The sequence below is a fragment of the Streptomyces sp. bgisy159 genome (genome assembly GCF_057707805.1).
Map to the genome: position 1 here is coordinate 42,741 of NZ_JBYIQX010000006.1, position 25,812 is coordinate 68,552.

A 25,812-nucleotide genomic window follows, 5' to 3' on the forward strand; every position below is an offset into this window, starting at 1 on the left:
CGGATGTATTATTCAATGCCCCATTGTGAACTCCAGGCGGGCGGCGACCGCAAGCGGACAGCCGGCGCTTTCACCGCCCGACCGAGGACCCCGCCGCGCGGACGGGTCTCCCGGCAGGCGCTCCGGGCGCTGTCTGCTTAGCGTGACAGGGTGAGCACGCACCGTCCCTCCGCCGCCTCAGCCTGGCAGGCCGCCCGGCCCGGCTGGGCGCGGGCGCTCGCCGCGGCCCTGGCCGGGCTGGTCGCCATGAGCGTCGTGGCCGCGCTCGGCCTCTGGGCGGCCGGGGCCGCGGACCTGCCGGACCGCGCCTTCCCCCGGGTGGTCGCCGCGACCGTGGTCACCGCGGTCGGCGGCACCGTCGAGCTCGCGGGTGACGCCGGTCCGCTCGCGGGCACGGGCGCCGATCTGGCCGTGATCCCGTTGTCCGTCACCCTCACCGGGGCCCTGGTCGTCGCCGTCGGCTTCCTGCGGCCGCTGCGCCACCGTGCGGTGGCCGACGCCGGTGAGCTGGCCGGCTGGGCGGCCCGGATCGCCGTGGTGTGGCTGCTCGGGCTGCTCGGCCTGGCGCTCGCCGCCCGGCAGACCTTCACGATCTCGCTGGGCCAGGGCGAGGTGAACGACCTCGCCGATCTGTTCGGCATCCGGCCGCAGGTCGGCTTCACCACCGACGTACCGCGCACCCTCGCCGTCGGGCTGGTCTGGCTCGCCGGAGTGCTGGTGCTGACGCTGCTGGTCTCGCGGGGTGCCCCACTGCCGGCGCGCCTGCTGCCCTTCCAGCGGTCGGTCCGACCCGCGGCCCACGCGATGGTGTTGCTGCTCCTCGCCTACGTGGGCCTCGGCCTGGTGATCGCGCTGATCGTGGCGGCCACGCGGGGCCACCCCGCCGAGACGCTGGCGGTGGTGCTGCTGGGCCTGCCCAATCTGATGTGGCTGGCGTTCACACTCGGGCTGGGCGCCACCTGGGACGGGCGGGTGGAAGGGCCGTTCGGGCTGCCGATGCCGCATGTCCTGGACGAGGTGCTGCGCGGCCGGGACAACACCGAGCTCGACGTGGGCACGCTCGCCGAGCAGGACGCGCGGGCGTGGTGGCTCGTGGTGGCCGCGGCGGTGCTGCTGCTGGCGGCGGCGTTCGTGATGGCGGCCCGCTCGCCGGCCGGTGTGGCCGCCTGGCGGCACGCCCTGCGCATGGCGGTGGCTCTGGTACTGACGGTGCTGATGATCTGCCTGCTGGGCCGCCTCTCCGCGCACTACGGGCTGTCGCTGCTCGGTATCGGGGATCTGGGCGGCGGCCTCGCGGGTGAGCTGTACCTGCGGCCCCGGCTGTGGTCGGCCCTGGGCCTGGCCGCCCTGTGGGGGCTGGTCACCGGCTTCCTCGGCGCCCTGCTGTCCCGGCCGGTGCGTCACCCCGGTGCGGTGCCGGACGAGGCGGCGGCACACGGCTGACCGCCCGCGGGGGTGCGCCGGCCCCGGCCCGGCGACCGGCGCGCGGCCCGGCTCCTCGCCCCGGCTCCTCGCCCCGGGAACAGCCGACGGCGTTCGGCCACGTCGCCGCCCCGGCCCCGGGCGTCCGACGCGCCGGTGGCACCGGTGGCCGCCGCTCCCTGCCCGCTCGGCGCCCCGGGCGGCGCGACCGCCGGGCGGCCCGGCCGGAACACAGCCGACGTCCCCTCCGGCGCCACCTGCCGGCCGGCCCCGTCGGCCGGCAGCCCGGCACACCGAGCCTTCAGCCCGTCCCGCCCGCGAAGAACCGCGTTGCCACCGCCCGGCCCCGCCCGGCCCCGCCCGCGCCGCACTCCGGCGGCAGCCGGCGAGGCTCCGGCCCGCGGCACGCCCGGCCGGTCCCGAGCCGCGGCCGTTGCGCCGCGATGCCCCGCCACCGGTCAGGCCGCCCGGTGGTCGTGGGCGGGGCACGGCCGACGACCACCCGCCCGGGAGGCGGCACCCTGGGAGGACACCGGGAGCGGGCGCGGGCCGGCGAGCCGTTCGATCCGCGCGGTCAGAGGCCGATCACCGGTTCCGCCCAGCGCGGCGGCGGCTTCGGGGCCTCCGGCAGGCCAGGGGTCGGCGGTCGCAGGGCCCTCAGGTCCACCTCCGTGGCCGGGTGCCCGGCCGAGGGGCCGCCGCTCAGGGCGGCGCGGAGGTCGGCGACGAAGCCGAGGCAGGAGTCCTGGCGGTCGTCGGGGCTCTTGGCCAGGGCCCGCGCGAACACCGCGTCGACGTGGGGGTCGAGGTCGGGGCGCGCCTCGGTCAGCGGTGGCGGGTCGTCGTACTGGTGGGCCCACAGCAGTGCCATGTCGTCGTCGCGGCGGAACGGCGGGTGCCCGGCCAGGGTCTCGTGGACGACACAGGCGAAGCCGTAGACGTCGCAACGCGCGTCGACCGGCTTGCCGGAGATCTGCTCGGGCGCCACGTAGTCGAGCGTGCCGACGAACTGGCCGACGGTGGTGAAGCCGGTCAGCGACAGCGACTTCTTCGTCAGGCCGAAGTCGGTGAGGTAGACGTGCTCGGGGTGGTCGCTGTCGGTGCCGCGGGCGACCAGGATGTTGCCGGGCTTCACGTCGCGGTGGACCAGCCCGTGCTCGTGGGCCGCGTCCAGCGCGGAGGCGACCTGGGCGGTGATGCGCAGGGCGGTACCGGGCGCCAGCGGGCCCCGCCGGTCCAGCAGGTGGCGCAGGTCGCTGCCGGCGACGTAGCGCATGGCGATGTACAGGACGCCGTCCGTCTCGCCCGCCTCGAAGACCGGCACGATGTGCGGGTGGTCGATGGCGGCGGCGGTCCGGGACTCGTGGGTGAAGCGCTGCCGGAAGGTGTCGTTGCGGGCGAGTTCGGGGGCGAGCAGCTTCAGCGCGACCGTGCGGTCCAGGCGCAGGTCGTGGGCGCGGTAGACGACGGCCATGCCACCGCGGCCGATCTCGCTCTCGATGCGGTAGCCGGCGACCGTGCGGCCGATCAGCTCGGCGGGCCGGCCGGAGAAGAGGCTGGTGTCAGGGGCCATCGGGGCTCACGATCCGGGTGGGGGCGTGGTCGCGACCGGGGGGCGCGGTGGCCTCCGGGGGCACGACGGCGGTCGGCGGCGCGGCGTCCGGGCGAGCCGCCGGGCGAGCCGAGGGGCCCGAGGGCGTGGGGTCCGGGGGCGCGGTGGTGTCCGGGGGCGCGGTCGCGCTCGGCGCCTCGTCGGCCGCGTAGGTGCTCAGCCGGGTGCCGTCGGCGTAGAGCCACCGCCCGCGCTCGGCGTCGTAGAGCCACAGCGACTCACCGTCGACGACCACCCCGATGCGCAGGCCCTGGGTGCGGTGGCGGAAGGACTCACCGTCGAGCGCCCCGGAGGCGAGGTCCTCCACGGCCGCCCGGTAGCCGGCCAGGACCCGTTCGGCGCGGGCGAGCAGCGGGCGCGGGTCGGCGGTGCGGGCGAGGGGGCCGCCGGCCGTGGTGGGCGGGTCCTGCGGTAGGGCGACCAGCAGGCGGGCGTCGACCCAGGCGGACCATCCGTTGGCGCACAGCGCCCGGCCCCAGTCGCCGCGCCGTTCGACGAGCCGTACGGGCAGCAGCGGGTCGAGGGGCACGGTGGGCCGGGCGGGGTCGGGGTCCTCCCAGGCGGCCATGCCGTCGCCGGGGACGACGTGAGTGGGACGGAACATCGGGAGCGTCACGTCGGGCCTACTTCCGCATGACGGCCGGCTCCTGCCGGCGCAGCAGCCGGGAGACCAGCAGGCCGAAGACCACGGAGAGCACCACCAGCATGCCCACGTCGAGCAGCCAGACGCCCGCCGAGTGCTCGAACAGCGGGTCGGCGGTCAGGTCTCCGGGCACGATGCGGGCCAGGTCGAGGGTGCCGGCCATCGCGCCCAGTGCCCAGCGCGAGGGCACCAGCCACGCCAGCTGCTCCAGTACGACGACGCCGTCCAGCTTCAGCAGCGCGCCGCAGAAGACCACCTGGACGATGGCGAGCAGCACCAGCAGCGGCATGGTCACCTCCTCCTTGCCGACCAGGGCGGAGATGACGAGGCCGAGCATCATCGCGGTGAACGCCAGGAGGGCGACGGCGACGGTGATCTCGACCAGGGGCGGCATCAGCACCCCCTTGCCGCCGGGCGCGCCGAGTTCGACGCCGAGCAGGGCGACCAGGGTCAGGACGACGGCCTGGACGACGGTCACCGTGCCGAGCACCACCACCTTCGACATCAGGTACGCCGATCTGGACAGGCCGACGGCGCGTTCGCGCCGGTAGATCACCCGCTCCTTCACCAGCTCGCGCACGGCGTTGGCGGCCCCGGTGAGGACCCCGCCGACGCTCAGGATCAGCAGCGCGTTCATCGCCGTGTCCCGGGTGAGCTCGCCGCCGGCGAGGGCCCGGGCCATGGCGCCCATGACGAACGGCAGGGCGATCATGATGGCGAGGAAGGTGCGGTCGGCGCTCAGGGCGGCGGCGTAGCGGCGCACCAGCGTGCCCAGCTGGGCGCGGCGGCCGCGCGGCCGGGGCGGCGGCGGAATGATCAGGGGCCCCTCCCGGGGCAGCCGGGGCTGCGCGGTGGCGTCGGCGACGTACCGGCGGTGCAGTGCCGAGGTGCGGTACTGCCCCGCCCAGTCCCGGTCTCGGTCGCGTTCGAACGCCTCGAAGGCCTCGGGCCACTGCGGGCAGTCGAAGAAGCCGAGCGCCTCGTCGGGCGGCCCGTAGTAGGCGATGCGGCCGCCGGGGGCGAGCACCAGGAGCCGGTCGCAGACGTCGAGGCTGAGGACGCTGTGGGTGACGACGATGACGGTGCGGCCGTCGTCGGCGAGGTCGCGCAGCATGTGCATCACCGAGCGGTCCATGCCGGGGTCGAGGCCGGAGGTGGGCTCGTCGAGGAAGAGCAGCGAGGGTTTGGTCAGCAGTTCCAGGGCGACGCTGACGCGTTTGCGCTGGCCGCCGGAGAGGCTGTGCACGGGCTGGTCGGCGCGCTGCTCCAGACCGAGTTCGCCGATGACCTCGGCGACCCGGGCGCGGCGTTCGACCCGGGCGGTGTCCTGGGGGAAGCGCAGCTCGGCGGCGTAGGAGAGGGCGGCGCGCACGGTGAGCTGGGAGTGCAGGATGTCGTCCTGGGGGACGAGTCCGATGCGCTGGCGCAGCTCGGCGTAGTCGTGGTAGAGATCGCGGCCGTCGTAGACGACGGTGCCGTGGTCGGCGGGGCGCTGGCCGGTGAGGGCGTTCAGGAGGGTGGACTTGCCGGCGCCGCTCGGCCCGACCACGGCGAGCAGGCACTTCTGCCCCACCGGGAAGGACACGTGGTCCAGCAGCGTCTTGCGGCCGTGGTCGACGGCGACGGTGAGTTCCTGGACGTCGAGGGAGATCTCACCGGTGTCGACGTACTCCTGCAGCCGTCCGCCGGTCAGGCAGAACGCGGAGTGCCCGATGCCGACGATGTCGTCGGGTCCGACGGGCGCGCGGTCCACCGGGCGGCCGTTGAGGTAGGTGCCGTTGTGGCTGCCGAGGTCGGCGATCTCGTAGCTGCCGTCGGGCAGGGCGCGCAGTTCGGCGTGGTGGCGGGAGACGACGAGGTCGTCGACGATCAGGTCGTTGTCCAAGGCGCGGCCGATGCGCACGGTGCGGGTGGGCAGCGGCCGGACGCTGGTGGGCCGGCGGAAGGTGCCGGTCAGGGCGGGCATCGCCACGGCGGAGGGGCGTTCCGCTGCGTGCGGGGCCGGCGGGGCCCGGCCGACGAGGACGGCGCGGGGGCCGTCGGAGGGGTTGCCGAACCGCAGGACGCTGCCGGGTCCGACGTCCCGCTCGTGGATGCGGTGGCCGTCGGCGAAGGTGCCGTTGGTGCTGTGCTCGTCGCACAGCACCCAGTGGTCGCCGTAGGGCCGCAGCACGGCATGGTGCCAGGAGACCCGTGTGTCGTCGAGGACGATGTCGCTGAGCGGGTCGCGGCCGAGACGGTAGGCGTGGCCCGGGGTCATCAACGTGACGCCCGTCTCGGTCTCCAGGACCAGTTCGGGTGCCGTCGAGGCGACCGGTCGCTCCGCCATGCCGGAATTCTATCGACCTGTGCCGATGAGCGCCTTATAACCCGTTCGGAGGAGCCTCACGGGTCAGGCGACCGGCACCACCAGGGCCGGGACGGTGCGCTGCATCCGCAGCGCGTCGACGGACTCGGCGAGCAGTTCGTACTCGGTGGTCTCGTCACTGGCGGCGATCCGCACCAGCCGTCCGCCGGCCAGCTCGTCGGCGACGAGTTCCTGTCGTGCGACGTCCGCGCACCAGGACCGCAGGATCCCCGGCACGTCGGGCACGGTCGCGGCGACCGGCACCAGCGCGCCGGCCGGGTAGCGGGCGCCGCCGGGCTGCGGGTCCAGCCGCTCGGCGATCCAGCAGGCCCGGTCACGCAGCCACCACAGGGCGAGCGCGAGCGTGGGCGCCCGGTAGGTGCCGAGCGGTACGCCGATGCGCCGCCCGTCGCAGACACCGTACGCGGTGACATGGCACAGGAATTCGTCGTGCACGTCTCACTCCCCCGTCGATCGCTTGCGCGCCTGGGCCTCGCTTCCCTGCGGCTCCCGGGTGGTGAACTGCCCCTGTCGTTCGAGTATGTTCACTTCTAAAACACTGTCACCATGACTTTCCGGCCAGTCTCCTGGCATATTCCGGGGCGCCGCTGGCCGAATTCCGGCGGGGCGTCAGGAGTCGTCGGCATGACCCCGGAGGTAATCGACCGGGCCGGGCGCGCGCGGCACAGTGGTCGCACCGGGTCGGCGCTCATCGCGATCCGGGACCTGACCTGCATCGACGACCCCATGGGGGCTGATTTCCCGTGTCCGCGCAGACCGAACGCTACGAGAACGCCGTCGCCCGTTACTTCGAGGCCTGGAACGCCCGCGAACCGCAGGCTTTGGCCAAAGCTGTCACGGTCGCGTGGGCGGCGGACGGCGGCTACACCGACCCACTGGCCGACGTCAGCGGTCATGAGCAGATCACCGCCCTGATCACCGCGGCGCAGGCGCAGTTCCCCGGCCTGGAGTTCCGGCTGACCGGCACCGTCGACGGGCACCACGACACGGCCCGCTTCTCCTGGGAGCTGGTCGACGCGGCGTCGGGGTCCGCCCCGGTGGCGGGGTCCGACGTGATCACGCTCGACGCCGAGGACCGGATCACCTCGGTCCTCGGCTTCCTCGACCGGGTGCCCGCCGGGGCCTGACGGCCGCGCCGCGATGAGTTCCCCCGCTCGCGCCGGTCTACCGATCGGAACCGACCGGCACCGGAGCGAGCGGAGGACATCATGGGCACGAGCGGTGGAGCACTGACCGCGGAATTCACCGCGGTCCTGGTCAAGAGCCCGAGCAAGGGCGGCTGGACCTATGTCGTCTGGCCGGAGTCCGTCGCGTACTTCGGCACCCGCGGACTGGTCAAGGTCCGCGGGACCGTCGACGGGCAGCCCTTCCGCAGCTCGTTCATGGCCCTCGGGGACGGCACCCACAAGCTGCCCGTCAGCGCCGAGGTCCGCAGGGCGATCGGCAAGGAGGAGGGCGACCGGGTGACCGTCCGGCTCGTCGAACGGCTCAGCCGTTGACCACCGCGTCGATGCGGGCCAGCTCGGCGTCCTCGAAGTCGAGGCGGTCCAGGGCGCCGACGCTGTCCTCGATCTGCCGGGCGCTGCTCGCGCCCACCAGCGCCGAGGTCACCCGCCCGCCGCGCAGCACCCAGGCCAGGGCCATCTGGGCCAGCGTCTGCCCGCGCCCCTTGGCGATCTCGTCCAGGGCGCGCAGCCGGGCCACCAGGTCACCGGTGAGGGCGTCCGAGTTCAGGAAGGGGCTGTCGCTCGCCGCCCGGGAGTCCTCGGGGATGCCGTCGAGGTAGCGGGAGGTGAGCAGGCCCTGCTCCAGCGGGGAGAAGACGATCGAGCCGACCTGCAGCTCGTCCAGCGCGTCGAGCAGGCCGCCGGTCTCGGGGCGCCGGTCCAGCATCGAGTAGCGCGGCTGGTGGATCAGCAGCGGGGTGCGCAGCTCGCCCAGGATGCGGGCGGCTTCGCGGGTCTGCTCGGCCGAGTAGTTGGAGACCCCGACGTACAGCGCCTTGCCCTGCTGCACCGCCGAGTGCAGGGCGCCCATCGTCTCCTCCAGCGGAGTGTCCGGGTCGGGCCGGTGCGAGTAGAAGATGTCGACGTAGTCCAGGCCCATCCGCCGCAGGCTCTGGTCCAGCGACGACAGCAGGTACTTGCGCGAGCCCCACTCGCCGTACGGGCCCGGCCACATCAGATAGCCGGCCTTGGTGGAGATGACCAGCTCGTCGCGGTAGCGGGCGAAGTCGGCCTTCAGGAACTCGCCGAACGCGGACTCGGCCGCGCCGGGCGGCGGACCGTAGTTGTTGGCCAGGTCGAAGTGGGTGACACCGAGGTCGAACGCGCGGCGCAGGATGGCGCGCTGGGTCTCGACCGGCCGGTCCGGGCCGAAGTTGTGCCACAGGCCGAGCGAGAGCGCGGGCAGTCTCAGGCCGCTGCGTCCGGAGCGCCGGTAGGGCATGTCCGCGTAGCGGTCGGGGTGTGCGGTGTACAACGCGACTCCATGAGGGGTGGGACACAGTGATCGAGCTGTACCCACTCTTCCGCTGCCTGCGAGCAGTGGTCCAACAGAAGAATCCGATGGAATTCAGCGGCTACGCTGCTCAATCATGGAACTGCGCCACCTCCAGCACTTCGTCGCGGTCGCCGAGGACCAGCACTTCACCCGGGCCGCCGAACGCCTGATGGTCTCCCAGTCGGGCCTGTCGGCGTCCATCCGGGCGCTGGAGCGGGAACTGCGGGCGCCGCTGTTCGTCCGGACCACCCGCCGGGTGACGCTGACCGAGGCGGGGCGCGCCCTGCTGGGCGAGGCGGAGCGCATCCTGGCCCAGGTACGGGCGGCACACGAGGCGGTGGCCGCGGTGCAGGGGGTGCTGCGCGGGACGCTGGCGGTGGGCGCCGAGCAGTGCATCGCCGGGGTGCATCCGCCCCGGCTGCTGGCCGCCTTCCGCCGACTGCACCCGGACGTGGAGATCCGGCTGCGGCAGTACGGCTCGGGGACGCTGGCCGAGGAGGTCGCGGCCGGCCGGCTCGACCTGGCCTTCGCCTACCGTACCCAGGACGACGGCGACCAGCTGCGCTCGGTGCCGCTGGCGGCCGAGCCGATGTACGTGCTGTGCCACCCCGGTCACCGTCTGGCGGGCACGGCGGCGGCACTCACCCCGGCGGACATCGCGGGCGAGGTGTTCGTGGACTTCCACCCCGACTGGGGGCCGCGCCGGGCGGCCGACGCCGCGTTCGCCGCGGCCGGGCTGCGGCGCACGGTCGCACTGGAGGTCAACGACGTGCACAGCCTGCTGGACCTGATCGACGAGAACCTGGGCATCGCGGTCGTCCCGCGCCACTTCCGTCACAAACGGCGCACCCTCACCGCGCTGCCGCTGAAGGGCATCGGCGAGGCGGCCTACGAGACGGTCGCCCTGCTGCCGCCCGCCCCCGCCCTCAGCCCGGCAGCCCGCGCGCTGATGGACGTCCTGGAGAACGGGGGCGCGTAGCCGCCGGCTGCGCGATGGTGGACGCATGCATGCGAAGGACATCCTCATCGACGGCTACGGCCGCGTCCGGGAAGAGGTCCACGCGGCCGTCGAGGGTCTCGACGCCGAGGACCTCAACGCCCGGCCCACCACCGAGACCAATTCCATCGCCTGGCTGATCTGGCATCTCACCCGGGTGCAGGACGACCACATCGCCGACGCCTTCGGGCTGGACCAGGTCTGGCTGACGGAGGACTGGGAGAAGCGGTTCGGGCTCGGCCTGCCGCGCCGGGACACCGGCTACGGGCACAGCGCGGCGAAGGTGGCCAAGGTGCGCGTCGACTCCCCCGACCTGCTCACCGGCTACCACGACGCCGTCCAGGAGCACACGCTGCGACAGCTGCGCGCGGTGACCGCCGCGGACCTCGAACGCGTCGTGGACGAGCGCTGGGATCCGCCGGTCACCCTCGGTGTGCGGCTGGTGAGCGTCCTGTCCGACGATCTGCAGCACGTCGGACAGGCGGCCTACGTGCGCGGGCTGCTTCAGAGCGCGGCGGCGTAGCCCGGCAGCACGACGTCCTCGATGAGGGCCTTGCGCTCGTCGAACGGCACGAAGGCGCTCTTGAGCGCGTTCACCGTGACGGTGCGCAGGTCCTCCACGCCCCAGCCGGCCTCCTCGACCAGCAGGGACATCTCCCGGGTCATCGTCGTGCCCGACACCAGACGGTTGTCGGTGTTGAGGGTGACACGGAAGCCGAGGTCCTTCAGCGCGGTGATCGGGTGTTCGGCTATGGAGGTGGCGGCGCCGGTCTGGAGGTTGGAGGTGGGGCACATCTCCAGGGCGATCCGGCGGTCGCGGACCCAGCCGGCGAGCCGGCCGAGCTTGCCGGCCGCGAGGTCGGGGATGTCGTCGGTGATGCGGACGCCGTGACCGATGCGCTGGGCTCCGCAGATCTGCAGGGCCTGGTGGATGCTGGACAGGCCGTCGGCCTCACCGGCGTGGATGGTGAACGGCACGTTCTCGCGGCGCAGGTACTGGAAGGCCTCCAGGTGGTCGGCGGCCGGGAAGCCGGCCTCGGCGCCGGCGATGTCGAAGCCCACGACACCGGCGTCACGGAAGGCCACGGCCAGGTCGGCGGCCTCGCGCACCCGGTCGAACATGCGCATGCCGCACAGCAGGGTGCCGACCCGGACCGGGGTCCCGGCGGCGGCCGCCTTCGCCATGCCGGCGGCGAGGCCCTCCTGCACGGTCTCCACGACCTCGGCGAGGCTCAGGCCGCCGGCGGTGTTCAGCTCGGGCGCGTAGCGGACCTCGCCGTAGACCACGCCGTCGGCCGCGAGGTCGAGGACGTACTCCTCGGCGGTGCGCAGCAGGCCCTCGCGGGTCTGCATCACGGCGAGGGTGTGCTCGAAGGTGGCGATGTAGCGGACCAGGTCGCCGGAGTTGGCGGCCTCGAAGTACCAGGCGGCCAGTTCGTCGGGGTCGGTGGTGGGCAGGGTGTGCCCGACCGCCTCGGCCAGTTCGACCACGGTGGCCGGGCGCAGGCCGCCGTCGAGGTGGTCGTGCAGGACGGCCTTGGGGAGGCGTCGGATCAGGTCGGCGTCTACGCGCGTAGCAGTCATGGCGGGTCTTTCCTTGAGCGGGGCGGTCCGGGCGAGCGGGGGAGGGACGGGGTGACGGGAAAGGGGTCAGCCGGCGGGCTGGAGCAGGTCCCAGCGGTTGCCGTAGAGGTCCTGGAAGACGGCCACCGAGCCGTAGGGCTCGTGGCGCGGCTCCTCCAGGAAGGTGACGCCGGCGGCCAGCATCCGGCCATGGTCGCGGGCGAAGTCGTCGGTGTGCAGGAAGAAGCCGACACGCCCGCCGGTCTGGTCGCCGATCCGGGCCCGCTGCGTCCCGCCCTTGGCGCGGGCCAGCAGCAGGGCGCTGCCGTCGTCGGCCGCGACGACGACCCAGCGCGAGCCGTCCGGACGCGGGGCGTCCTCGACGAGCCGGAACCCGAGGGCTTCGGTGTAGAAGCGGATCGCCTCGTCGTAGTCGTCGACGACGAGGGTGACCAGGGCGACGCGTCTCATCGGGGCCTTTCCGGGAGGGCTGATCAGCAGAAGAGGTTATACGTAAAACGTGCGATACGCCAGTCTCCTCGGGGAGGCCCGGGACGGAGGAAGGACGAGGTCGACGGCGGGGGCGAGGCGCGCGGTCGGGCGGGGGCTACGGCAGCGGGCGGGGAGACCGGCGTGGAGGCAACCTGCCGGAACGAGGCCGCGTGCAGGGGCGGCCGGGCCGCCGGGAACGGGACGTCGGCCGGGGGGCCGCCACGCCCGGGGGCCGCGGGCCGCCCCGGCCGGCCCCGTTGCCGTTCCGGCGGGACGGCACACAGCAGTGGTTGCCGACCGGGCCGAGTCGGCCGGCGGGACGCAAGGGCGGGCGTTGTTCACGAGGCGGATCGTCCACCGCGACGCGGGGGTTACCTGTCAGTAATTACCGGTGCTTTGATGTCTGCGCCGCTCAGTCCTCCTCACCCTCAGGGAGATCCGGTGACGCTCACCGCACCGCGCCGCACCCGGGGCACCGTCGTGCTGGCCCTCACTCTGTCCGCCGTGCCGTTCACCGGTGCGGCACCCGCTGAGGCCGCCGAACCGGTCGTACCGGTACGGGTGCTGACGTACAACGTGTTCCTGATGAGCAAGAGCCTGTACCCCAACTGGGGGCAGGACCACCGGGCGGCGCAGATCCCGAAGGCGCCCTTCTTCCACGGGAACGACGTGGTGGTACTGCAGGAGGCGTTCGACAACTCCTCCTCGGACGCGCTGAAGCGCGCGGCCGCCGGGGAGTACCCGTACCAGACGCCCGTGGTGGGACGCAGCAGGGACGGCTGGGACGCCACCGGCGGGGCGTACTCCGCGCTGACACCGGAGGACGGCGGTGTGACCGTACTCAGCAAGTGGCCCGTCCTGCACAGGGAACAGTACGTCTACAAGGATGCCTGCGGCGCCGACTGGTGGTCCAACAAGGGCTTCGCGTACGTGGTGCTGGACGTGAACGGCAGCCGGGTGCACGTCGTCGGCACACACGCGCAGTCCACCGACCCCGGGTGCGCCGCCGGGGAGGCGGCGGCGACGCGCGGCCGGCAGTTCGCGGCGATCGACGCCTTCCTGGACGCCAAGGACATCCCGTCGGACGAGCAGGTGCTGGTCGCCGGCGATCTCAACGTCGACTCCCGCTCGCCCGAGTACGCCTCGATGCTGGCCGCGGCCGGGCTGGTGGGGGCCGACACGCGCACCGGGCACCCGTACTCCTTCGACACCGCCGAGAACTCCGTCGCCCGGTACCGGTACCCGGACGACCCGCGCGAGGACCTGGACCATGTCCTGCACCGCGCGGGGCACATACGGCCGGCCGTGTGGAAGAACGACGTCGTGCGGGAGGAGTCGGCGCCCTGGACGGTGTCCAGTTGGGGCACGGACTACACCTACACCAACCTCTCCGACCACTACCCGGTGGCAGGTCTGGCGGGTTGACCCACCCGCTCGGGCACTTCGTCGAGCCGGCGCGGTTCGTCAGCGGTCGGGCGTAGGGCCTCAGCGGTCGGGGTAAGGGCGTCGATGGTCGGGGGAAGGGCGTCGGCCGCCAGGTCGTCGGTGCGGTGGCCGCTTCGTACGCACCGCGCAGTCTCACCCACGCCCACCGCGACGACTCTCAACAGGCCATCGTCTCCTCGCACTTGCGCAGCGCCTCCTGGACGTCACGGCTCCACGGGCGGGGCGCGGGCGGGGAGGCGGTCGACACGGTGTGTACGCCGGGCTCCTTGCGCTCGGGCAGGTCGCCGGGGCGGGTGCCGGGCCGCCGCTCGGGGTCGTGGTCCGGTCCCCGGCCGCAGACCTGGTCGAGGAGGCCGGTGAGGTCGCCGTCCGGCAGGGGCAGTTCGAGGTCGTCGTCGACGAAGCCGATCACGGCCGGTACGTACTCCACCAGCGACCGCAGCGTCCGGGGCAGCCCCCGTCCGCCGCGCCGCAGCCCGCGCAGCACGTGCAGGGCGGTGGCGATCTCCACCTCGGTGGCCTCGCGGTTGAGGGTGGCGGGGGTGATGTCGGTGTGGCGCAGCCACCAGTCGGCCTCCTGGTCCTCCCCCAGGGAGCGGTGGTGGAGGTAGAGGCAGTACGAGGAGACGGTGTCGGAGCCGCCGGCGCCGTACTGCCACCAGAAGCGGGCGCTGTCCTCGCAACCGGCCAGGTGGAGCAGGGCGCCGAGGACGCGGGCGCCGGAGGGTTCGGGCAGGCAGCTGCCGAGGAAGGCGCCCAGTCCGCGCAGGGCGCCGGGGCGCAGCAGCAGCGCCTCGCACAGCGCGCGCAGGTCGCGGGCCGCCGGGTGGGGCTGCGCGGGCCGAAGGCCCCGCGGGGCGGGCCGGTTGGCGGGGCCGGCCAAGGGTTCGTCGCCGTGGGCGGCGACCCGGGCGGCGATACGGGCCTCGGCCGCCTCGATATCGGAGCGGGTGTAGGGGGCGGTGGGTACCAGCCGGGCCCCGGCGAGCAGGGTGTCCACATCGCTCACGGTGTCGTGGGTCATGAGCGCTCCGCCTCCTCCTCGGCGCACGATGCGTAGATCTCCTTCAGCCGGCGTTTGGCGTAGCGCTCGGTGGAGCGTACGCCCGCCTCGGTGATGCCGAGGTGGAAGGCCACGTCGGCGGTGCTGTAGCCCTCGCAGTAGCGCAGCCGGATGACGTCGCGCTGGCGCTCGGGCAGGGTGGATATGGCGCGGAACAGGCGCAGATTCTGCTCGATCACCTCGAAGGCGTCCTCGGCGCCCTGCAGCGTGACCGTCTCGAAGACCGCGGTGTCCATCAGGGTGGGGCGCCGGCCGCGGGCGCGGGCGTGGTCGATGATGCGATTCCTGACCACCCGCCAGGCGTAGGCGGCGGGGTTCTCGGTGCGCAGGGTCTGCCGCCAGTCGCGGGCGAGCTGGACGAACGCCTCGTCGACGGCCTCCTCGGCGTCGGCGCGGCAGCGCAGGCAGCGTTCGGCCTCGCGGACGTAGCGGGGCCGGTGCATCTGGTGGAAGGCGGCGAAGTCCAGAGGCAGTTTCTCGGGTGCCCGGGGGCGGCCGGCCGGGCTCAGTCTCGATTCCTCCTGGGTCACCGGTCGCCTCCCGGCAGCCGGTGGTCCATCTCCCGGACGCCCACCCGCACCAGGGCGGCGACGACCCGGCGCGCGAGGGCTACGGCGCCGGGGCCGAAGACCCGCAGGGCGAGCAGGGCCAGCGCCCCGTCCCGGGCGAGCTGTACGAACTGGTCGTTCACGGACCCTTCGGTCCTCTCCGTTGGCTGGTCGGGGCGCGGCAGCCCCGGAAGGCGACGGTTACACCTTCTGCCTCAACGGCGTCCGCCGACGGTTTTTCGTGCATGCCCGGTTCGAAAGCCGGGTGTATTTGGTCGGTTCGGACTACGGAGTGTGTCGTTCCGGACTAACACCGGTGCCGTTGTGGACTAACAAGCGTGATTCTGCGGCCGGTTGGGCGACCGAATGCGCCCGTTCCCGGCCGGATCCGCGGCGTCCGTCGGTACCGGGCAGGCACGGACATGCTTCCGGAGAGGGCGGGCGCGGCTGTGCTCCCGAGCGCGCAAGGCAGTCCCGGGGCGCACGACAGCCCCGGGTGGCTACGGTCTGCCGGGGCAGTCCCCTGCCGGTCCCTCGCCTCGGCTCACTTGTCCCTGCGCACCGGCACGACGACGAGGAACGCGTCCTGCTTGAGGTCCATCACCACCGTCGCGGGCTTGCCCTCGGCCCGCAGGGCCGCCGCGTATTCCTCGGCCGGCCACGAGCCGCGCGGAGCCCCCGCCGGGAACCGCCGCATCACCTTGGTGCGCATGGCGGCGCCACCTCCCCTGGTCCGCGGCCACCGGCCCGTGCCGGCGGCCCTCTCCTTTCGCGTGCCCGGGATCGGCACGGACATGTCGGTCGACGGAAGCTCACTACCAGGCGCGTGCGGCGCGCAGCAGCGCGGCGCGCACCCGGGGGACGTCCGGGTTGTCGGCGGCGCCGGGGCGCTGGACGAGGAACCCGGTGTTGATCGGCGGGTCCTCCGGCTCGTGCAGCGCGACGAGCGCGCCCGAGGCGAGCTCGGCGTGGCAGAGATAGCGCGGGAGAACGCTGAACCCCGCGCCGGCGACGAGCGCCGAGCGCACCGCGCGCAGGTCGGGGACGGTCACGGCGGCCGGAAGGGTCAACCGCCGGCCGAAGACGTGCCGCCAGTAGCGCCGGGCGATGGGCAGGTCCTCCGCGTAGCTGACCAGCGGCACCCCGTGGAGCGCAGTGGGTCCCTGCGCTGCCGGCCTCCCGCTGATCCTCTCGGCCCACACGGGGGCGGCGACCAGCACGAACTCCTCGTCCATCAGCGCGGTGGCCGACAGCGTCCGGCCGCGCGGCCGGGTCGTGGCGATGACCAGGTCGTGGCGCCCTGCCCGCAGTTCCTCCAGGAGGGGGTCGGTCAGGCCGGTGGCCACCCGCAGCCGTACCCCTTCGGCGGCCAGCGGGGCCAGGGCGGGCAGGACCCGGACGGCCAGCAGTTCGGCGGGGCCGGCCAGGTGGACGGGGTCGGCGGGCCGGCCGTCCGGGGCCGGCCCGGGGCCCGCCACCGCCGCGAGGTCGTCCAGGGGCCCGGCCACGCGCGCGGCGAGTTCGTCGGCGACGGCCGTGGGGGCGACGCCGCGCGGGAGCCGCTGGAACAGCTCGCGGCCGGTCTGCCGCTCCAGCGCGCGCATCTGGGTGGTGACCGTCGGCTGCGACAGCCCCAGCAGCCGTGAGGCTCCGGTGAAGGAGCCGGAGCGGTGGACCGCGAGGAAGGTGCGCAGCAGGTTCAGATCGATGTTCGCGGGTCCGTCCACACGCCCAGTATCGCCCCTGCGGCCATAGGTTTCCCTATGCCGGGCATCGGGGTTTCCATTGGTTTTCCGTGGGTTGTGCGTGGTTGGCTCGGGGCCATGAGCAAGATTCTCTTCGTGATGACCGGCGCCGACCACTGGACGCTGGACGACGGCACCGAGCACCCCACCGGCTTCTGGGCGGAGGAGGCGGTCACCCCCTACCGGGCGTTCAAGGACGCCGGTCACGAGGTCGTCGTGGCCACCCCGGGCGGGGTCGTGCCCGTCGTGGACCGGGCGAGCCTGGCCCCCGAGGTCAACGGCGGGGCGGAGGGGGCGGACCGGGTGGCCCGCGAGCTGGCCTCGATGACCGAGCTGAAGCACCCGCTGCCCCTGTCGGCCGTGGACCTCGCCGACTACGCGGCCGTCTTCTACCCGGGCGGGCACGGCCCCATGGAGGACCTGGCCGTCGACGCCGACTCGGGCCGGCTGCTGACGGCCGCGCTGGACTCCGGCGTGCCGCTGGGTGTGGTCTGCCATGGCCCGGCCGCCCTGCTCGCGGCGGTGGCGCAGGACGGCTCCAACGCGTTCGCGGGGTACCGGGTGACGGCGTTCAGCAACGCCGAGGAGATCCAGGGCGGTCTGGCCCCGCGGGCGAAGTGGCTGCTGGAGGACCGGCTGACCGAGGCGGGCGTCGAGGTGCGGGTCGGCCCGGAGTGGGCCCCGCACGTGGTCGTCGACCGCACCCTGATCACCGGGCAGAACCCGGCTTCGTCGGCCGCGGTGGCGGACGGGTTGCTGCAGCGGCTCGGCTGAACGGGTTTGCGTGTGCGGATCTGCCGAGCCGCACACGCCCGACCTCTACACATAAAAGGGAAATAAGAGCAAAATAAGACATGCACGGCATTTGCCGTACGTCACTGCAGGCGGCGGTGGCCTGCCAGTCGAAGGAGACGAGTCATGGCCGACGTCTCGCGCACCCGGGGTGACATGTCCACTCACCCCGACACCTACGAAATGCGGGAACGGTACGCCCGCATGCTCGGCGGCCGCGACGTGGCACTCGTGGACGGACCGGTGTTCCTGCTCGGTCTGTACTGCGCCGTGTCCCCGTGGATCCTCCACTACACGACCAGCCAGCCCCCGCTGGTGACCCACAACCTCGTCGTCGGCATCGCCATCGCCCTGCTGGCCCTCGGCTTCACCCGCGCCCCCGAGCGCATGTACGGGCTGAGCTGGGCCATGTGCGCGGTCGGCGTGTGGATGATCATCGCTCCGTGGGTCGTGGGCGACAGCCCGGACACCGGCGTCGCGCTGAACAACATCATCATCGGCGCCCTGGCGGTGGTCCTGGGGCTGATGTGCGCCGGCACGGCGGCGAAGACCACTGCCCAGCCGTAACCGCACGCCCCCTCGCGGCACCGTTCTCCACCCCGGCCGGCCCGCTCCCCCGCGGGCCGGCCGTCCACGTCCCGCTCGGCACTAGGGGCGGTGGACGTACGGCGTCGTCGTGCTCAGCGCCGCGAAGCCGAGGCGTCCGAGGACGGGCCGGCTCCGGTCGGAGGCGTCGACCTGGAGGTAGGGGTAGCCGCGCTGGGCGGCGATCCGGGCGCGGTGCGCGACGAGCGCCCGGTAGACGCCCCGGCCACGCCAGCCCGGGACGGTACCGCCGCCCCACAGGCCGGCGAACCGGGCGCCGGGCACCAGTTCCATCCGCGCTGAGCTGACCGGGGCGTCCCCGGCGAGGGCGACCAGGGCGACCAGGGTCCGCGGGGCGCCGGCGAGCCGGTTCAGGAGCTGTTCCCGCAGCCGGGACCCGTCCCTGCCGAAGACCCTCTCGTGCGTCTCGACCATGAGGTCCACCCCGGCCCGGTCGGTCACGGGGACGATCCGTACCCCCTCGGGCGGCTCGGTGTCGAGGGGGAGCATCGCGGTCTCGCCGATCATCAGCGTCTCCTCGGGCTCGGCTGCGAAGCCGGCCGCCGTCAGCCGCCGGCCGAGGTCGGCCGGCCGGTCGTGGCCGTACACCTTCCACTCGAACTCCCGGCCGAGCCCCCCGAAGTACGCGATCTGCGCGGCGATGGCGGCGTCGGCGTCCGTCTCGTCGAGTCCCGACCACAGGACGCCGTTCCATCCGCCGCCGGGGGCGGTCTGGCGAACTACGCCCCCGGTCCGTTCGACGCGGGCGCCGGGGCCGTCGGGGTGGGCTTCCTCGCGCATGTCCCGGTCGTAGCGGGCGAGCACAGCGGCATGGTCCATGGGGGACACCTCACCACCCGCGCCCCGTTCCCTCAAAGGAATTCGCCCCCGCCGCCATGGTGCCCGGCCGCCGCGAACCCGCAGGGTACGGGGCCGCCGGCGCCCCCGCACGCCCGGAGGCGGACGGGCCGCGGGCCGCCTATCGTGTTCCGGGGCGCCGGTTCCCGAGCGACGGCGGGGCGCCCTGGGAGGCACTGATGCTGGCCATGCTGTCGACGCGCACCGCACCCCTGCGCTGCGCGTGTGCCGCGGCCGCCGCGCTGACCCTGCTCGGCGCCGGACTGCCCGCGGCCTTCTCCGGCCGGGACGGCGACCGCCCGTCCGGGCTCGCCCGCTTCTACGACCAGAAGATCGCCTGGTCCCGGTGCGTGGGACTGGAGACGCCCGACGACCTGCAGTGCGCGAGGGTGACCGTTCCCCTCGACCACGCCCACCCGGAGTCCGGCACCCTGGACCTGGCGCTGGCCCGCTACCGCGCCACCGGCGAGAAGCGGGGCTCGGTGGTGCTGAACTTCGGCGGCCCCGGCGGTGCCGGGGTGCCCGGGCTCGCCTACGGCGGCAAGGAGTTCATGGAACTCACCGACCACTACGACGTGGTGTCCTTCGACCCGCGCGGCGTCGGCCGCTCCTCACCCGTCAGCTGCGGCGAGGGAGAGGAGGAGGGCCTTGCCACCCTCGACGACGCCGCCGTGGACCTCTCCGACCCGCGTGCCGTGCTTGAGCGGCTCAAGAAGGCTGCCGCCGCGTGCGCGGAGCACTCGGGGCCGGTGCTGCCGTACATCGGCACCGTGCACGCCGCCCGCGACCTCGACGTGATCCGCGCGGCCCTCGGCGACGAGAAGCTGAACTACCTCGGCTTCTCCTACGGCACCCGACTCGGCGCGGTGTACGCGGCCCAGTTCCCCGAGCGGGTGGGCCGGCTGGCGCTGGACGGCGTGGACACCCTGACCGAACCGCTGGCCGAGCAGGGCCTCGCGGGCGCGGCGGGACAGCAGAGGGCCCTGGACGACTTCGTCACCTGGTGCACCGAGGACATCGCCTGCCCGTTCGGGACGGATCCGCGCTCCGCCCGCGAGGCCGTCGTACGGCTGGTGCGGTCGCTGGACGAGGATCCCGTGCCGACCGGCTTCGGAGAGCCGTTCACCGGTCAGGACCTGGTCGCCGCACTCGGGCAGGGGCTCTACAGCAGGCAGTGGTGGCCGTCCCTGCAGCGGGCCCTGGCCCGGCTGGTGGAGGAGGGCGACACCAGCGGGGTGCTGGACTTCGCGACGGGCGGCGTCACGGCCCCCCTCGCGAACCGGGCCGCGCCGGACGAGGAGGATCCCGAGCCCGGGGACGGCGCAACACAGACGCCGGGCGCGCTGGTCGACCCGGAGGACGTCCCCGTGGACAACCTCCCGGCGGCGCTGATGGCGATCAACTGCGCGGACGACCCGGACCGGCCCGGCGCCGAGCGGATCGCGGCGGACCTGCGCCGGCTGCGCGCCCGGTACGAGGCGGCGTCCCCGGTGTTCGGGCGCTACCGCCTCGCCCAGGTGCTGATGTGCTACGGCCGCCCCCCGGGCACCGACTTCGTCCGGCAGGCGGTCAAGGACGTCGACACCCCGAAGATGCTGCTGGTCGGCACCCGGGGCGATCCGGCCACGCCGTACCGCTGGACCGTGGAGACGGCCGAACGGCTCGGGTCGTCGGCCGTCGTGCTGGACAACAAGGGCGAGGGGCACACCGGTTACGGGACGTCCCGGTGCGTGCACCGCAAGGTGGACGACTTCCTGCTCTACGGGTCGCTGCCGCCGGACGGCAGCTCCTGCGGGGCCGACCCTCAGGAGTGACCGGGCGCCGCCGGCCTCAGCCGGTGATGAAAGCGTCGAGGGCGGCCGTCAGCTCGGCCGGCTTCTCGACGGGCAGCTCATGACCGGCGTCGAGGACGCGGACCGTGGCGTCCGGGTAGGCCTTGGCCATCCTGAGCATCTGCTGCGGCGGCAGCTGGATGTCGTGGTAGCCGTGGATCATCAGGGTGGGTGCGGTGATCTCGCCGGCCCGGTCCAGGACGTCGAAGGCGCGCATGGCGCCGTAGAGGGTCATGACCACCTCGCGCGGGGTGCCGGCGGACTCCTTGACGTACCGCCGGATCTCCGCGCGGGGGTAGCCGGGGGCGAAGGCCCGCTGGATGTTGGCGGCGACGAACAGCTTGAAGGGGGCGAGGGTGGAGGCGGCCATCAGCAGGGCGCGGGGCCGGCTGTAGGCCATCCGCCCGATGGAGTTGACCAGCACCATGCGGTCGACCCGTTCCGGGTGGGCGAGGGCGATGGTCTGCGCGATCATCCCGCCCATCGAGTGGCCGACGATCACGAACCGCTCGATCTTGAGGTGGTCGAGGAGGGCGAGGACGTCCCGGGCCAGCTCGTCGACGGTGCGCACCCCGGCCCCGGTGCTCTCGCCGTGACCGCGCAGGTCCAGCCGCACCACGCGGCGCCGTTCGGCGAAGTGGGCGAGCTGGTGGTCCCAGCGGTGCCGGTTCGCCGTCCAGCCGTGCACCAGGACCAGGGGCAGCCCGCCGCCGTCGCGCGGGCCCTCGTCGTCGTACGCCAGTGTCGCTCCGGCGACGTCGAGCTGCGGCATGGGGGCCTCCTGCGGTGTGCTGCTGCCGGTCACTGAGGTTACTGACGCGTACGGTAACCGGCCGCGGGGGGCCTCGGCCAGCGTTCCGCGGGTCCCGGCCGGCCGTGAAACGCTGGGGGCCGTCCAGGGAGAGGAGCCGACGGATCGTGTCGAAGCTGCTGGGTGTCGCGGTGCTGGGGGCCGGCCACATGGGGGCCGACCACATACGACGTATCGACCGGGTGGTGAGCGGCGCCAGGGTGGCCGCGGTGGCCGACCCGGACGCCGACCGGGCCGCGGAGGCCGTCGCCGGTATCGACGGCGTCACCGTGCACACGGAGACCGAGGCCGCGCTGGACGCGCCCGGCGTCGAGGCGGTGCTGATCGCCTCCCCCGGCCAGGCGCACGAGGAGGCGCTGCTGGCGGCCTTCGCCCGCGGCCTGCCGGTGCTGTGCGAGAAGCCCATGGTCCCGGACTCCGCCGGGGCGCTGCGCGTGGTGGAGGCGGAGGCGCGGCTGGGGCGGCGGCTCGCGCAGATCGGGTTCATGCGGCGCTACGACAGCGAGTACCAGGGCCTCAAGCGGGTGCTGGACGAGGGGCGGCTGGGCCGGCCGCTGATGCTGCACTGCGTCCACCGCAACGTCTCCTCGCCGCCCGGCTTCACCAGCGCCATGCTGATCGAGAGCTCGCTGTCGCACGAGATCGACGCGGCCCGCTGGCTGCTCGGGCAGGAGGTGACCGCGGTGACCGTGGTACGGCCCCGCGCCTCCTCCGGCGCGCCGGCGGGGCTGCACGACCCGCAGTTCGTGCTGCTGGAGACCGACGGGGGCGCCCTCGTCGACGTCGAGGTCTTCGTCAACTGCGGCTTCGGCTACGAGGTGCGGTGCGAGGCGGTGTGCGAGGCGGGCGGCGTCCGCGTCGGCGAGGAGCCGGGGCCGCTGGTGAGCACGGGCGGCCTCGCCGGGCGGGAGGTGCCGCGGGACTACCTGGTGCGGTTCCGGGACGCCTACGACCGTGAGGTGCGGGCGTGGGTCGACGCCGCCCGGCGGGGCCGCGTGACCGGTCCCACCGCCTGGGACGGCTACGCCGCCTCGGTGGTCGCCGAGGCCGGGGTGCGCTCCCTGACCGGGGGCACCCGCGCGGCGGTCTCCCTCGCGCCGCGTCCGGCGCTCTACACGCCCGGCGCCGCGGTGCGGTAGCGGACTCGTTCGCTCTCCGAACGCCAGACCGGGCCGCCGGGGTGCGCCCCTCACGCGCCCCTCAAGTCACGTACGTCTCCTACGACTTGGCCGGGCCCCGGGGTACGCGGGAGGCGGGGTGGGGACGGTCCGCGAAGACTCTGGCATATGCCCGACGCATCACCGTATCGTGTGTGGCCGAATCCCTTACACGGCGTCGCGGGCTGTGCAACAGTCGTAACGGCCCTTCCGTCCGCCCCGCCGCACCTTCCCGCCCTCGACCCTGGTCGAGCCGGGGGAACCCCTCACACCGGAGTGCGTCATGCCGTCCCACTTGTCCGCGGACCGCCCAGCCGCCCAGCCGCCCGGCGGCGGCTCGGTCGACGCGCTGATATCGCAGACGCGGCGACTCAAGGGCGACGTGGACGCCGTGCGACGGGACGCCGGCGGCGACGGGTCGGACCCCGGGGACCGCTGGCAGCGCGCCCTGTGCGACCTGGCGCTCCATCAGCTCGACGACCTGGACGCCCACTTGGCGCAGTTGCGGGAGGGGCCGCCGACCCCGCCGGCCGCCGACGGCGCCGCGCTCCCCCGCGCCGCCGCGGCGGCCGGCCCCTGGCGCGGCTCCCTGCTCAGCCGGGTCGGCAGCGCGGAGTGGAACCTGCTGACCGACGAGGCCGTGTGGTCCGCCGAGCTCTACCGGATCCTGGGCCGAGACCCGGCCGCACCTCCGCTCACCCTGGACGAACTGCCCTCCGTCGTACCGGAGGAGGACCGGCCGAAGCTGACGGCGATGGTCACCGGCTGTCTCGTCGACGGCCGCCCCATCGACGGGGAGTTCCGGGTGGCGCGTCCCGACGGCGAGGTCCGCACCGTGCACATGATGGGCGAACCCGTACTCGACGCGGACGGCGGCACCGCCGCCATGTGGGCGGTGCTGCGGGACGTGAGCGCCCTGCGGCGCAGCGAGCGGACGGTCAGCGAGACCCTCGACTCGCTCCAGCGCCACCACGACCGCGCGCAGACCGAGCACCGGGTCGCGGTGGAGGCGCAGGAAGCCGTGCTGCCCCCGTGGCGCGGTGCCCTGCGGCTCCCGCACGGCGAGCCCGGGCCACTCGACGTCGCCGGCCGCTATCTGCCCGCCGCGAGCGGCTCGATGATCGGCGGCGACTGGTACGACGCGCTGGAACTGCCCGGCGGGGCGACGCTGTTGAGCGTCGGAGACCTCACCGGACACGGCCCCACCGTCACCTCGTCCATGGCCATGCTGCTGGGCGCGCTGCGCGGCATGGCGATGGCCGGCACCCGGCCCGGCCCGCTGATGACACTGCTCAACCAGATGCTGGAGGCCACCGGCCGGCCGGCCCTCGCCAGCGCCCTGTGCTGTCAGTACCGCCCCGGGAAGCGCACCCTGACATGGGCTCAGGCCGGACACCCCGCCCCGCTGCTGTTCCGGGACGGGACGGGACGCCGGCTGGACACGCCGCGGGGAGCGCTGCTGGGCGCCGCCCCCGGTGGCTCCTACGGCCACGCCGAGGAGATCCTGCGCGAGGGCGACCTGCTGCTGCTGCACACCGACGGGCTGGTGACCGGTGACCCGGGCCGGGCCGGCGACGCGGGCGCGGCCGGAACGGGCCGCCTCCTCGCGCTGGCCGCGCGCCTCGACGAGGCGCGCGACGCCGCGGACTGCGTGCGCCTGGTGGTGAAGGAGTTCGGCGCGGCCGAGCGCCAGGACGACGCCTGCGTGCTCGTCGCACGGGTGACGTCCTGACCCTCCCCGCCGGCCGGCCGGCGCTCACGCCTGCGCGGTGCCGCCCTTGCCCCCCCTCGCCCTGGGCAGTGCGACCCGGATCTGCTCGCGCAGTTCGCTGACCCGCGGATAGTCGGCGTACTCCGCGGTCAGCCGGTACATCTGGCGGAGCCGGTCCCAGGTGCGGCGCGAGGAGTTCTGCCCCATCGACACCAGGGCCAGCCGGGCGAAGCTGTCGGCCTGCTCGGGGTCGTCGGCGATGAAGCAGGCCGAGGCCATGGAGAGGAAGTCGAAGATCTTCGACCGCTCCTGGGCGTCCACACGCAGGGCGAGGGCCTTCTCCGCGTAGTACCGGGCGTGGACGGCGGCGCCGGGTTCGAACTCCGCGAGCGTGCGGTAGGACAGGGCCTGCATGCCGTACAGGTCCGCCTCGTTGAACAGCTGCATCCAGCTGGGCGGCGCCACGTCGCCCCGGTCGGAGACGAACAGGTCCTCGGCCTGTCCCAGGGTGCGGCGCATGGCCTGCCCCTTGCCCATCGACGCCTGCGCCCAGGCCTCGATGGTGTGGAACATGGCCTTGGTGCGCGGCAGCACCGCCTCGCCGGAACCGGACTGGGCGAGTTTCATCAGGTCCAGGGCCTCGTCGGGCCGGCCCAGGTGCACCATCTGCCGGGCGGCGCGGGACAGGGCCTCACCGGCGCGCGGACGGTCGCCGCCCTCCCGGGCCGCGTGGGCGGCGATGAGGAAGTACTTCTGGGCCGTGGGCTCCAGGCCGACGTCGTGCGACATCCAGCCCGCGAGCACGGCGAGGTTGGCGGCGACGCCCCACAGGCGGCGCTGCAGATGGTGGGGGTGGCGATAGGCGAGCATGCCGCCCACCTCGTTGAGCTGGCCCACCACGGCCTTGCGCTGGAGTCCCCCGCCACGGGCGGCGTCCCAGGCACGGAACACCTCGACCGAGCGTTCCAGCTCCTCGATCTCCTCCGTTCCGACGGGAGCGGCCTCGTAGCGGTCGAAGCCGGCGGGATCGGCGCCCAGGGGGTGGTCGAGGACGGGTGCGTCGGCGGAGAGGGTGGGGTCGGTGTGCAGCCAGTCGTACATGGCGTTGCTGAGTGCTGGTCCCGCGGCGAGCGCGGCACCCGCGCCCACCAAGCCGCGTCGGTTGAGCATGAGGTCCATTCCCGTGAATTCGGTGAGGACCGCGGCGGTCCGCTCGGGCGCCCACGGCACACCGTCGGGATGCTCCACGCTCCCGCCGCCCTGCCGTTTCCCCGTACGCCCGTGCCGGACCAGACCAAGGTCCTCGATGGTCACGACACGGCCGAGACGCTCGGTGAACAGAACCGCCAGCACCCGCGGCACCGGGTCGCGCGGGATCTCTCCCGTGTCGATCCACCGCCGCACCCGAGAGGTGTCGGTCGCCAGCTGGGGGTGGCCCATGGCCGCCGCCTGCTTGTTGACCAGCCTCGCGAGTTCGCCCTTGGACCAGCCGGTCAGGCCGAACAGGTCCGAAAGTCGGGTGTTTGGTTCTCCGCTCACGTCAAGCCCCCAGGTTCTCGGCTGAGTTGACAGTAGCCCCGGGAGAGTTGCCGGGCGACTATTCGCCAGGCTTCGCCAGGGTGCGCTAGATGGTGTGCCACGGGCCATCGGGTGTCAGGTAGGAAC

Annotated in this window: 26 protein-coding genes; 11 read left to right on the forward strand and 15 right to left on the reverse strand. The window is 73.8% G+C overall.

What is annotated here, in order from left to right:
• The first annotated feature begins 246 nt into the window (after positions 1 to 246).
• Positions 247 to 1,443 (forward strand): streptophobe family protein, encoded by a 1,197-nt coding sequence (locus tag AC3ET3_RS08440; protein ID WP_432138104.1) that lies wholly within the window; start codon positions 247 to 249, stop codon positions 1,441 to 1,443.
• Between the two features lie 553 nt (positions 1,444 to 1,996).
• On the opposite strand, the gene AC3ET3_RS08445 is transcribed toward AC3ET3_RS08440, so the two are convergent.
• From AC3ET3_RS08445 to AC3ET3_RS08460, 4 genes are all read right to left on the reverse strand, one after another.
• A complete protein-coding gene (locus tag AC3ET3_RS08445; RefSeq protein ID WP_432157383.1) occupies positions 1,997 to 2,995 on the reverse strand; it encodes a serine/threonine-protein kinase in 999 nt (332 codons plus the stop codon).
• Positions 2,985 to 3,650: a hypothetical protein gene (locus AC3ET3_RS08450; protein WP_432138056.1), complete on the reverse strand. Its 666-nt coding sequence runs from the start codon at positions 3,648 to 3,650 to the stop codon at positions 2,985 to 2,987. The genes AC3ET3_RS08445 and AC3ET3_RS08450 overlap by 11 nt, the downstream gene beginning before the upstream one ends.
• Before the next feature lie 7 nt (positions 3,651 to 3,657).
• Positions 3,658 to 6,006, reverse strand: coding sequence for an FHA domain-containing protein (locus AC3ET3_RS08455; protein WP_432157381.1), 2,349 nt, complete (start codon positions 6,004 to 6,006; stop codon positions 3,658 to 3,660).
• A gap of 63 nt (positions 6,007 to 6,069) precedes the next feature.
• The gene (locus tag AC3ET3_RS08460) at positions 6,070 to 6,480 is read right to left on the reverse strand and encodes a hypothetical protein (RefSeq protein WP_432138054.1); all 411 of its coding nucleotides are present in this window, start codon (positions 6,478 to 6,480) and stop codon (positions 6,070 to 6,072) included.
• A gap of 308 nt (positions 6,481 to 6,788) precedes the next feature.
• Here AC3ET3_RS08460 and AC3ET3_RS08465 point away from each other — a divergent pair, with 308 nt between their 5' ends.
• Both AC3ET3_RS08465 and AC3ET3_RS08470 read left to right on the forward strand, forming a co-directional pair.
• Complete coding sequence (locus AC3ET3_RS08465) at positions 6,789 to 7,172, forward strand: nuclear transport factor 2 family protein (RefSeq protein ID WP_432138053.1); 384 nt, start codon at positions 6,789 to 6,791, stop codon at positions 7,170 to 7,172.
• 81 nt (positions 7,173 to 7,253) lie between these two features.
• Positions 7,254 to 7,544, forward strand: a complete 291-nt coding sequence (locus tag AC3ET3_RS08470; RefSeq protein WP_432138052.1) for a DUF1905 domain-containing protein — start codon at positions 7,254 to 7,256, stop codon at positions 7,542 to 7,544.
• On the opposite strand, the gene mgrA is transcribed toward AC3ET3_RS08470, so the two are convergent.
• On the reverse strand, positions 7,534 to 8,526 hold the full coding sequence (gene mgrA / locus AC3ET3_RS08475) for an L-glyceraldehyde 3-phosphate reductase (RefSeq protein ID WP_435611920.1): 993 nt from the start codon (positions 8,524 to 8,526) through the stop codon (positions 7,534 to 7,536). The genes AC3ET3_RS08470 and mgrA overlap by 11 nt on opposite strands.
• A 115-nt stretch (positions 8,527 to 8,641) precedes the next feature.
• Here mgrA and AC3ET3_RS08480 point away from each other — a divergent pair, with 115 nt between their 5' ends.
• Together AC3ET3_RS08480 and AC3ET3_RS08485 are read left to right on the forward strand one after the other, a co-directional pair.
• Entirely contained in the window at positions 8,642 to 9,526 is an 885-nt protein-coding gene (locus AC3ET3_RS08480) for a LysR family transcriptional regulator (RefSeq protein WP_432138050.1), read from the forward strand.
• Positions 9,527 to 9,551: 25 nt separating this feature from the next.
• Positions 9,552 to 10,067 carry a mycothiol transferase gene (locus AC3ET3_RS08485; RefSeq protein WP_432138049.1) on the forward strand — a complete coding sequence of 172 codons (516 nt, stop codon included), beginning with the start codon at positions 9,552 to 9,554 and terminating at the stop codon, positions 10,065 to 10,067.
• Here AC3ET3_RS08485 and AC3ET3_RS08490 read toward each other — a convergent pair.
• A complete protein-coding gene (locus tag AC3ET3_RS08490; RefSeq protein ID WP_432157379.1) occupies positions 10,049 to 11,128 on the reverse strand; it encodes an adenosine deaminase in 1,080 nt (359 codons plus the stop codon). The two genes, AC3ET3_RS08485 and AC3ET3_RS08490, sit on opposite strands and share 19 nt — an antisense overlap.
• A gap of 66 nt (positions 11,129 to 11,194) precedes the next feature.
• Positions 11,195 to 11,578, reverse strand: a complete 384-nt coding sequence (locus tag AC3ET3_RS08495; protein WP_432138047.1) for a VOC family protein — start codon at positions 11,576 to 11,578, stop codon at positions 11,195 to 11,197.
• A 420-nt stretch (positions 11,579 to 11,998) separates the two neighbouring features.
• On the opposite strand from AC3ET3_RS08495, the gene sph reads away from it, so the two are divergent.
• Complete coding sequence (gene sph / locus AC3ET3_RS08500) at positions 11,999 to 13,024, forward strand: sphingomyelin phosphodiesterase (protein ID WP_432138046.1); 1,026 nt, start codon at positions 11,999 to 12,001, stop codon at positions 13,022 to 13,024.
• 178 nt (positions 13,025 to 13,202) lie between these two features.
• On the opposite strand, the gene AC3ET3_RS08505 is transcribed toward sph, so the two are convergent.
• From AC3ET3_RS08505 to AC3ET3_RS08525, 5 genes are all read right to left on the reverse strand, one after another.
• A complete protein-coding gene (locus tag AC3ET3_RS08505) occupies positions 13,203 to 14,069 on the reverse strand; it encodes a hypothetical protein (RefSeq protein WP_432157378.1) in 867 nt (288 codons plus the stop codon).
• Positions 14,066 to 14,638: a sigma-70 family RNA polymerase sigma factor gene (locus AC3ET3_RS08510; RefSeq protein WP_432138044.1), complete on the reverse strand. Its 573-nt coding sequence runs from the start codon at positions 14,636 to 14,638 to the stop codon at positions 14,066 to 14,068. Before AC3ET3_RS08510 ends, AC3ET3_RS08505 begins: the two co-directional genes overlap by 4 nt.
• Positions 14,635 to 14,799 carry a hypothetical protein gene (locus AC3ET3_RS08515; protein ID WP_432138043.1) on the reverse strand — a complete coding sequence of 55 codons (165 nt, stop codon included), beginning with the start codon at positions 14,797 to 14,799 and terminating at the stop codon, positions 14,635 to 14,637. Before AC3ET3_RS08515 ends, AC3ET3_RS08510 begins: the two co-directional genes overlap by 4 nt.
• Before the next feature lie 401 nt (positions 14,800 to 15,200).
• Entirely contained in the window at positions 15,201 to 15,368 is a 168-nt protein-coding gene (locus AC3ET3_RS08520; RefSeq protein ID WP_432138042.1) for a hypothetical protein, read from the reverse strand.
• 103 nt (positions 15,369 to 15,471) lie between these two features.
• The gene (locus tag AC3ET3_RS08525) at positions 15,472 to 16,383 is read right to left on the reverse strand and encodes a LysR family transcriptional regulator (RefSeq protein WP_435611921.1); all 912 of its coding nucleotides are present in this window, start codon (positions 16,381 to 16,383) and stop codon (positions 15,472 to 15,474) included.
• 96 nt (positions 16,384 to 16,479) lie between these two features.
• Between AC3ET3_RS08525 and AC3ET3_RS08530 the strand changes: the two genes are divergently transcribed.
• The gene (locus AC3ET3_RS08530) at positions 16,480 to 17,175 is read left to right on the forward strand and encodes a type 1 glutamine amidotransferase domain-containing protein (protein ID WP_435611922.1); all 696 of its coding nucleotides are present in this window, start codon (positions 16,480 to 16,482) and stop codon (positions 17,173 to 17,175) included.
• A gap of 144 nt (positions 17,176 to 17,319) precedes the next feature.
• Positions 17,320 to 17,760: an SPW repeat protein gene (locus tag AC3ET3_RS08535; RefSeq protein ID WP_432138039.1), complete on the forward strand. Its 441-nt coding sequence runs from the start codon at positions 17,320 to 17,322 to the stop codon at positions 17,758 to 17,760.
• An 81-nt stretch (positions 17,761 to 17,841) separates the two neighbouring features.
• Here AC3ET3_RS08535 and AC3ET3_RS08540 read toward each other — a convergent pair whose 3' ends face one another.
• Positions 17,842 to 18,618: a GNAT family N-acetyltransferase gene (locus AC3ET3_RS08540; RefSeq protein ID WP_432138038.1), complete on the reverse strand. Its 777-nt coding sequence runs from the start codon at positions 18,616 to 18,618 to the stop codon at positions 17,842 to 17,844.
• 197 nt (positions 18,619 to 18,815) lie between these two features.
• Between AC3ET3_RS08540 and AC3ET3_RS08545 the strand changes: the two genes are divergently transcribed.
• The gene (locus tag AC3ET3_RS08545; protein WP_435611923.1) at positions 18,816 to 20,450 is read left to right on the forward strand and encodes an alpha/beta fold hydrolase; all 1,635 of its coding nucleotides are present in this window, start codon (positions 18,816 to 18,818) and stop codon (positions 20,448 to 20,450) included.
• 16 nt (positions 20,451 to 20,466) lie between these two features.
• Here AC3ET3_RS08545 and AC3ET3_RS08550 read toward each other — a convergent pair whose 3' ends face one another.
• Positions 20,467 to 21,240 carry an alpha/beta fold hydrolase gene (locus tag AC3ET3_RS08550; protein ID WP_432138036.1) on the reverse strand — a complete coding sequence of 258 codons (774 nt, stop codon included), beginning with the start codon at positions 21,238 to 21,240 and terminating at the stop codon, positions 20,467 to 20,469.
• Between the two features lie 146 nt (positions 21,241 to 21,386).
• On the opposite strand from AC3ET3_RS08550, the gene AC3ET3_RS08555 reads away from it, so the two are divergent.
• On the forward strand, positions 21,387 to 22,418 hold the full coding sequence (locus tag AC3ET3_RS08555) for a Gfo/Idh/MocA family protein (RefSeq protein ID WP_432157376.1): 1,032 nt from the start codon (positions 21,387 to 21,389) through the stop codon (positions 22,416 to 22,418).
• A gap of 301 nt (positions 22,419 to 22,719) precedes the next feature.
• The gene (locus tag AC3ET3_RS08560; protein ID WP_435611924.1) at positions 22,720 to 24,168 is read left to right on the forward strand and encodes a PP2C family protein-serine/threonine phosphatase; all 1,449 of its coding nucleotides are present in this window, start codon (positions 22,720 to 22,722) and stop codon (positions 24,166 to 24,168) included.
• 24 nt (positions 24,169 to 24,192) lie between these two features.
• Here the strand turns inward: AC3ET3_RS08560 and AC3ET3_RS08565 are convergent, their stop codons facing one another.
• Positions 24,193 to 25,686 carry a DNA-binding protein NsdB gene (locus tag AC3ET3_RS08565; RefSeq protein ID WP_432157374.1) on the reverse strand — a complete coding sequence of 498 codons (1,494 nt, stop codon included), beginning with the start codon at positions 25,684 to 25,686 and terminating at the stop codon, positions 24,193 to 24,195.
• Positions 25,687 to 25,812: the final 126 nt, after the last annotated feature.

What these genes read in the sequence shown, in the direction of transcription:
- AC3ET3_RS08440 (WP_432138104.1), top strand. Translation starts at nt 247, where the DNA reads ATGAGCGTCGTGGCCGCGCTCGGCCTCTGGGCGGCCGGGGCCGCGGAC.
- AC3ET3_RS08445 (WP_432157383.1), bottom strand. Translation starts at nt 2,995, where the DNA reads ATGGCCCCTGACACCAGCCTCTTCTCCGGCCGGCCCGCCGAGCTGATC.
- AC3ET3_RS08455 (WP_432157381.1), bottom strand. Translation starts at nt 6,006, where the DNA reads ATGGCGGAGCGACCGGTCGCCTCGACGGCACCCGAACTGGTCCTGGAG.
- AC3ET3_RS08470 (WP_432138052.1), top strand. Translation starts at nt 7,254, where the DNA reads ATGGGCACGAGCGGTGGAGCACTGACCGCGGAATTCACCGCGGTCCTG.
- AC3ET3_RS08480 (WP_432138050.1), top strand. Translation starts at nt 8,642, where the DNA reads ATGGAACTGCGCCACCTCCAGCACTTCGTCGCGGTCGCCGAGGACCAG.
- AC3ET3_RS08485 (WP_432138049.1), top strand. Translation starts at nt 9,552, where the DNA reads ATGCATGCGAAGGACATCCTCATCGACGGCTACGGCCGCGTCCGGGAA.
- AC3ET3_RS08490 (WP_432157379.1), bottom strand. Translation starts at nt 11,128, where the DNA reads ATGACTGCTACGCGCGTAGACGCCGACCTGATCCGACGCCTCCCCAAG.
- AC3ET3_RS08495 (WP_432138047.1), bottom strand. Translation starts at nt 11,578, where the DNA reads ATGAGACGCGTCGCCCTGGTCACCCTCGTCGTCGACGACTACGACGAG.
- sph (WP_432138046.1), top strand. Translation starts at nt 11,999, where the DNA reads ATGTCTGCGCCGCTCAGTCCTCCTCACCCTCAGGGAGATCCGGTGACG.
- AC3ET3_RS08505 (WP_432157378.1), bottom strand. Translation starts at nt 14,069, where the DNA reads ATGACCCACGACACCGTGAGCGATGTGGACACCCTGCTCGCCGGGGCC.
- AC3ET3_RS08520 (WP_432138042.1), bottom strand. Translation starts at nt 15,368, where the DNA reads ATGCGCACCAAGGTGATGCGGCGGTTCCCGGCGGGGGCTCCGCGCGGC.
- AC3ET3_RS08530 (WP_435611922.1), top strand. Translation starts at nt 16,480, where the DNA reads ATGAGCAAGATTCTCTTCGTGATGACCGGCGCCGACCACTGGACGCTG.
- AC3ET3_RS08535 (WP_432138039.1), top strand. Translation starts at nt 17,320, where the DNA reads ATGGCCGACGTCTCGCGCACCCGGGGTGACATGTCCACTCACCCCGAC.
- AC3ET3_RS08540 (WP_432138038.1), bottom strand. Translation starts at nt 18,618, where the DNA reads ATGGACCATGCCGCTGTGCTCGCCCGCTACGACCGGGACATGCGCGAG.
- AC3ET3_RS08545 (WP_435611923.1), top strand. Translation starts at nt 18,816, where the DNA reads ATGCTGGCCATGCTGTCGACGCGCACCGCACCCCTGCGCTGCGCGTGT.
- AC3ET3_RS08550 (WP_432138036.1), bottom strand. Translation starts at nt 21,240, where the DNA reads ATGCCGCAGCTCGACGTCGCCGGAGCGACACTGGCGTACGACGACGAG.
- AC3ET3_RS08560 (WP_435611924.1), top strand. Translation starts at nt 22,720, where the DNA reads ATGCCGTCCCACTTGTCCGCGGACCGCCCAGCCGCCCAGCCGCCCGGC.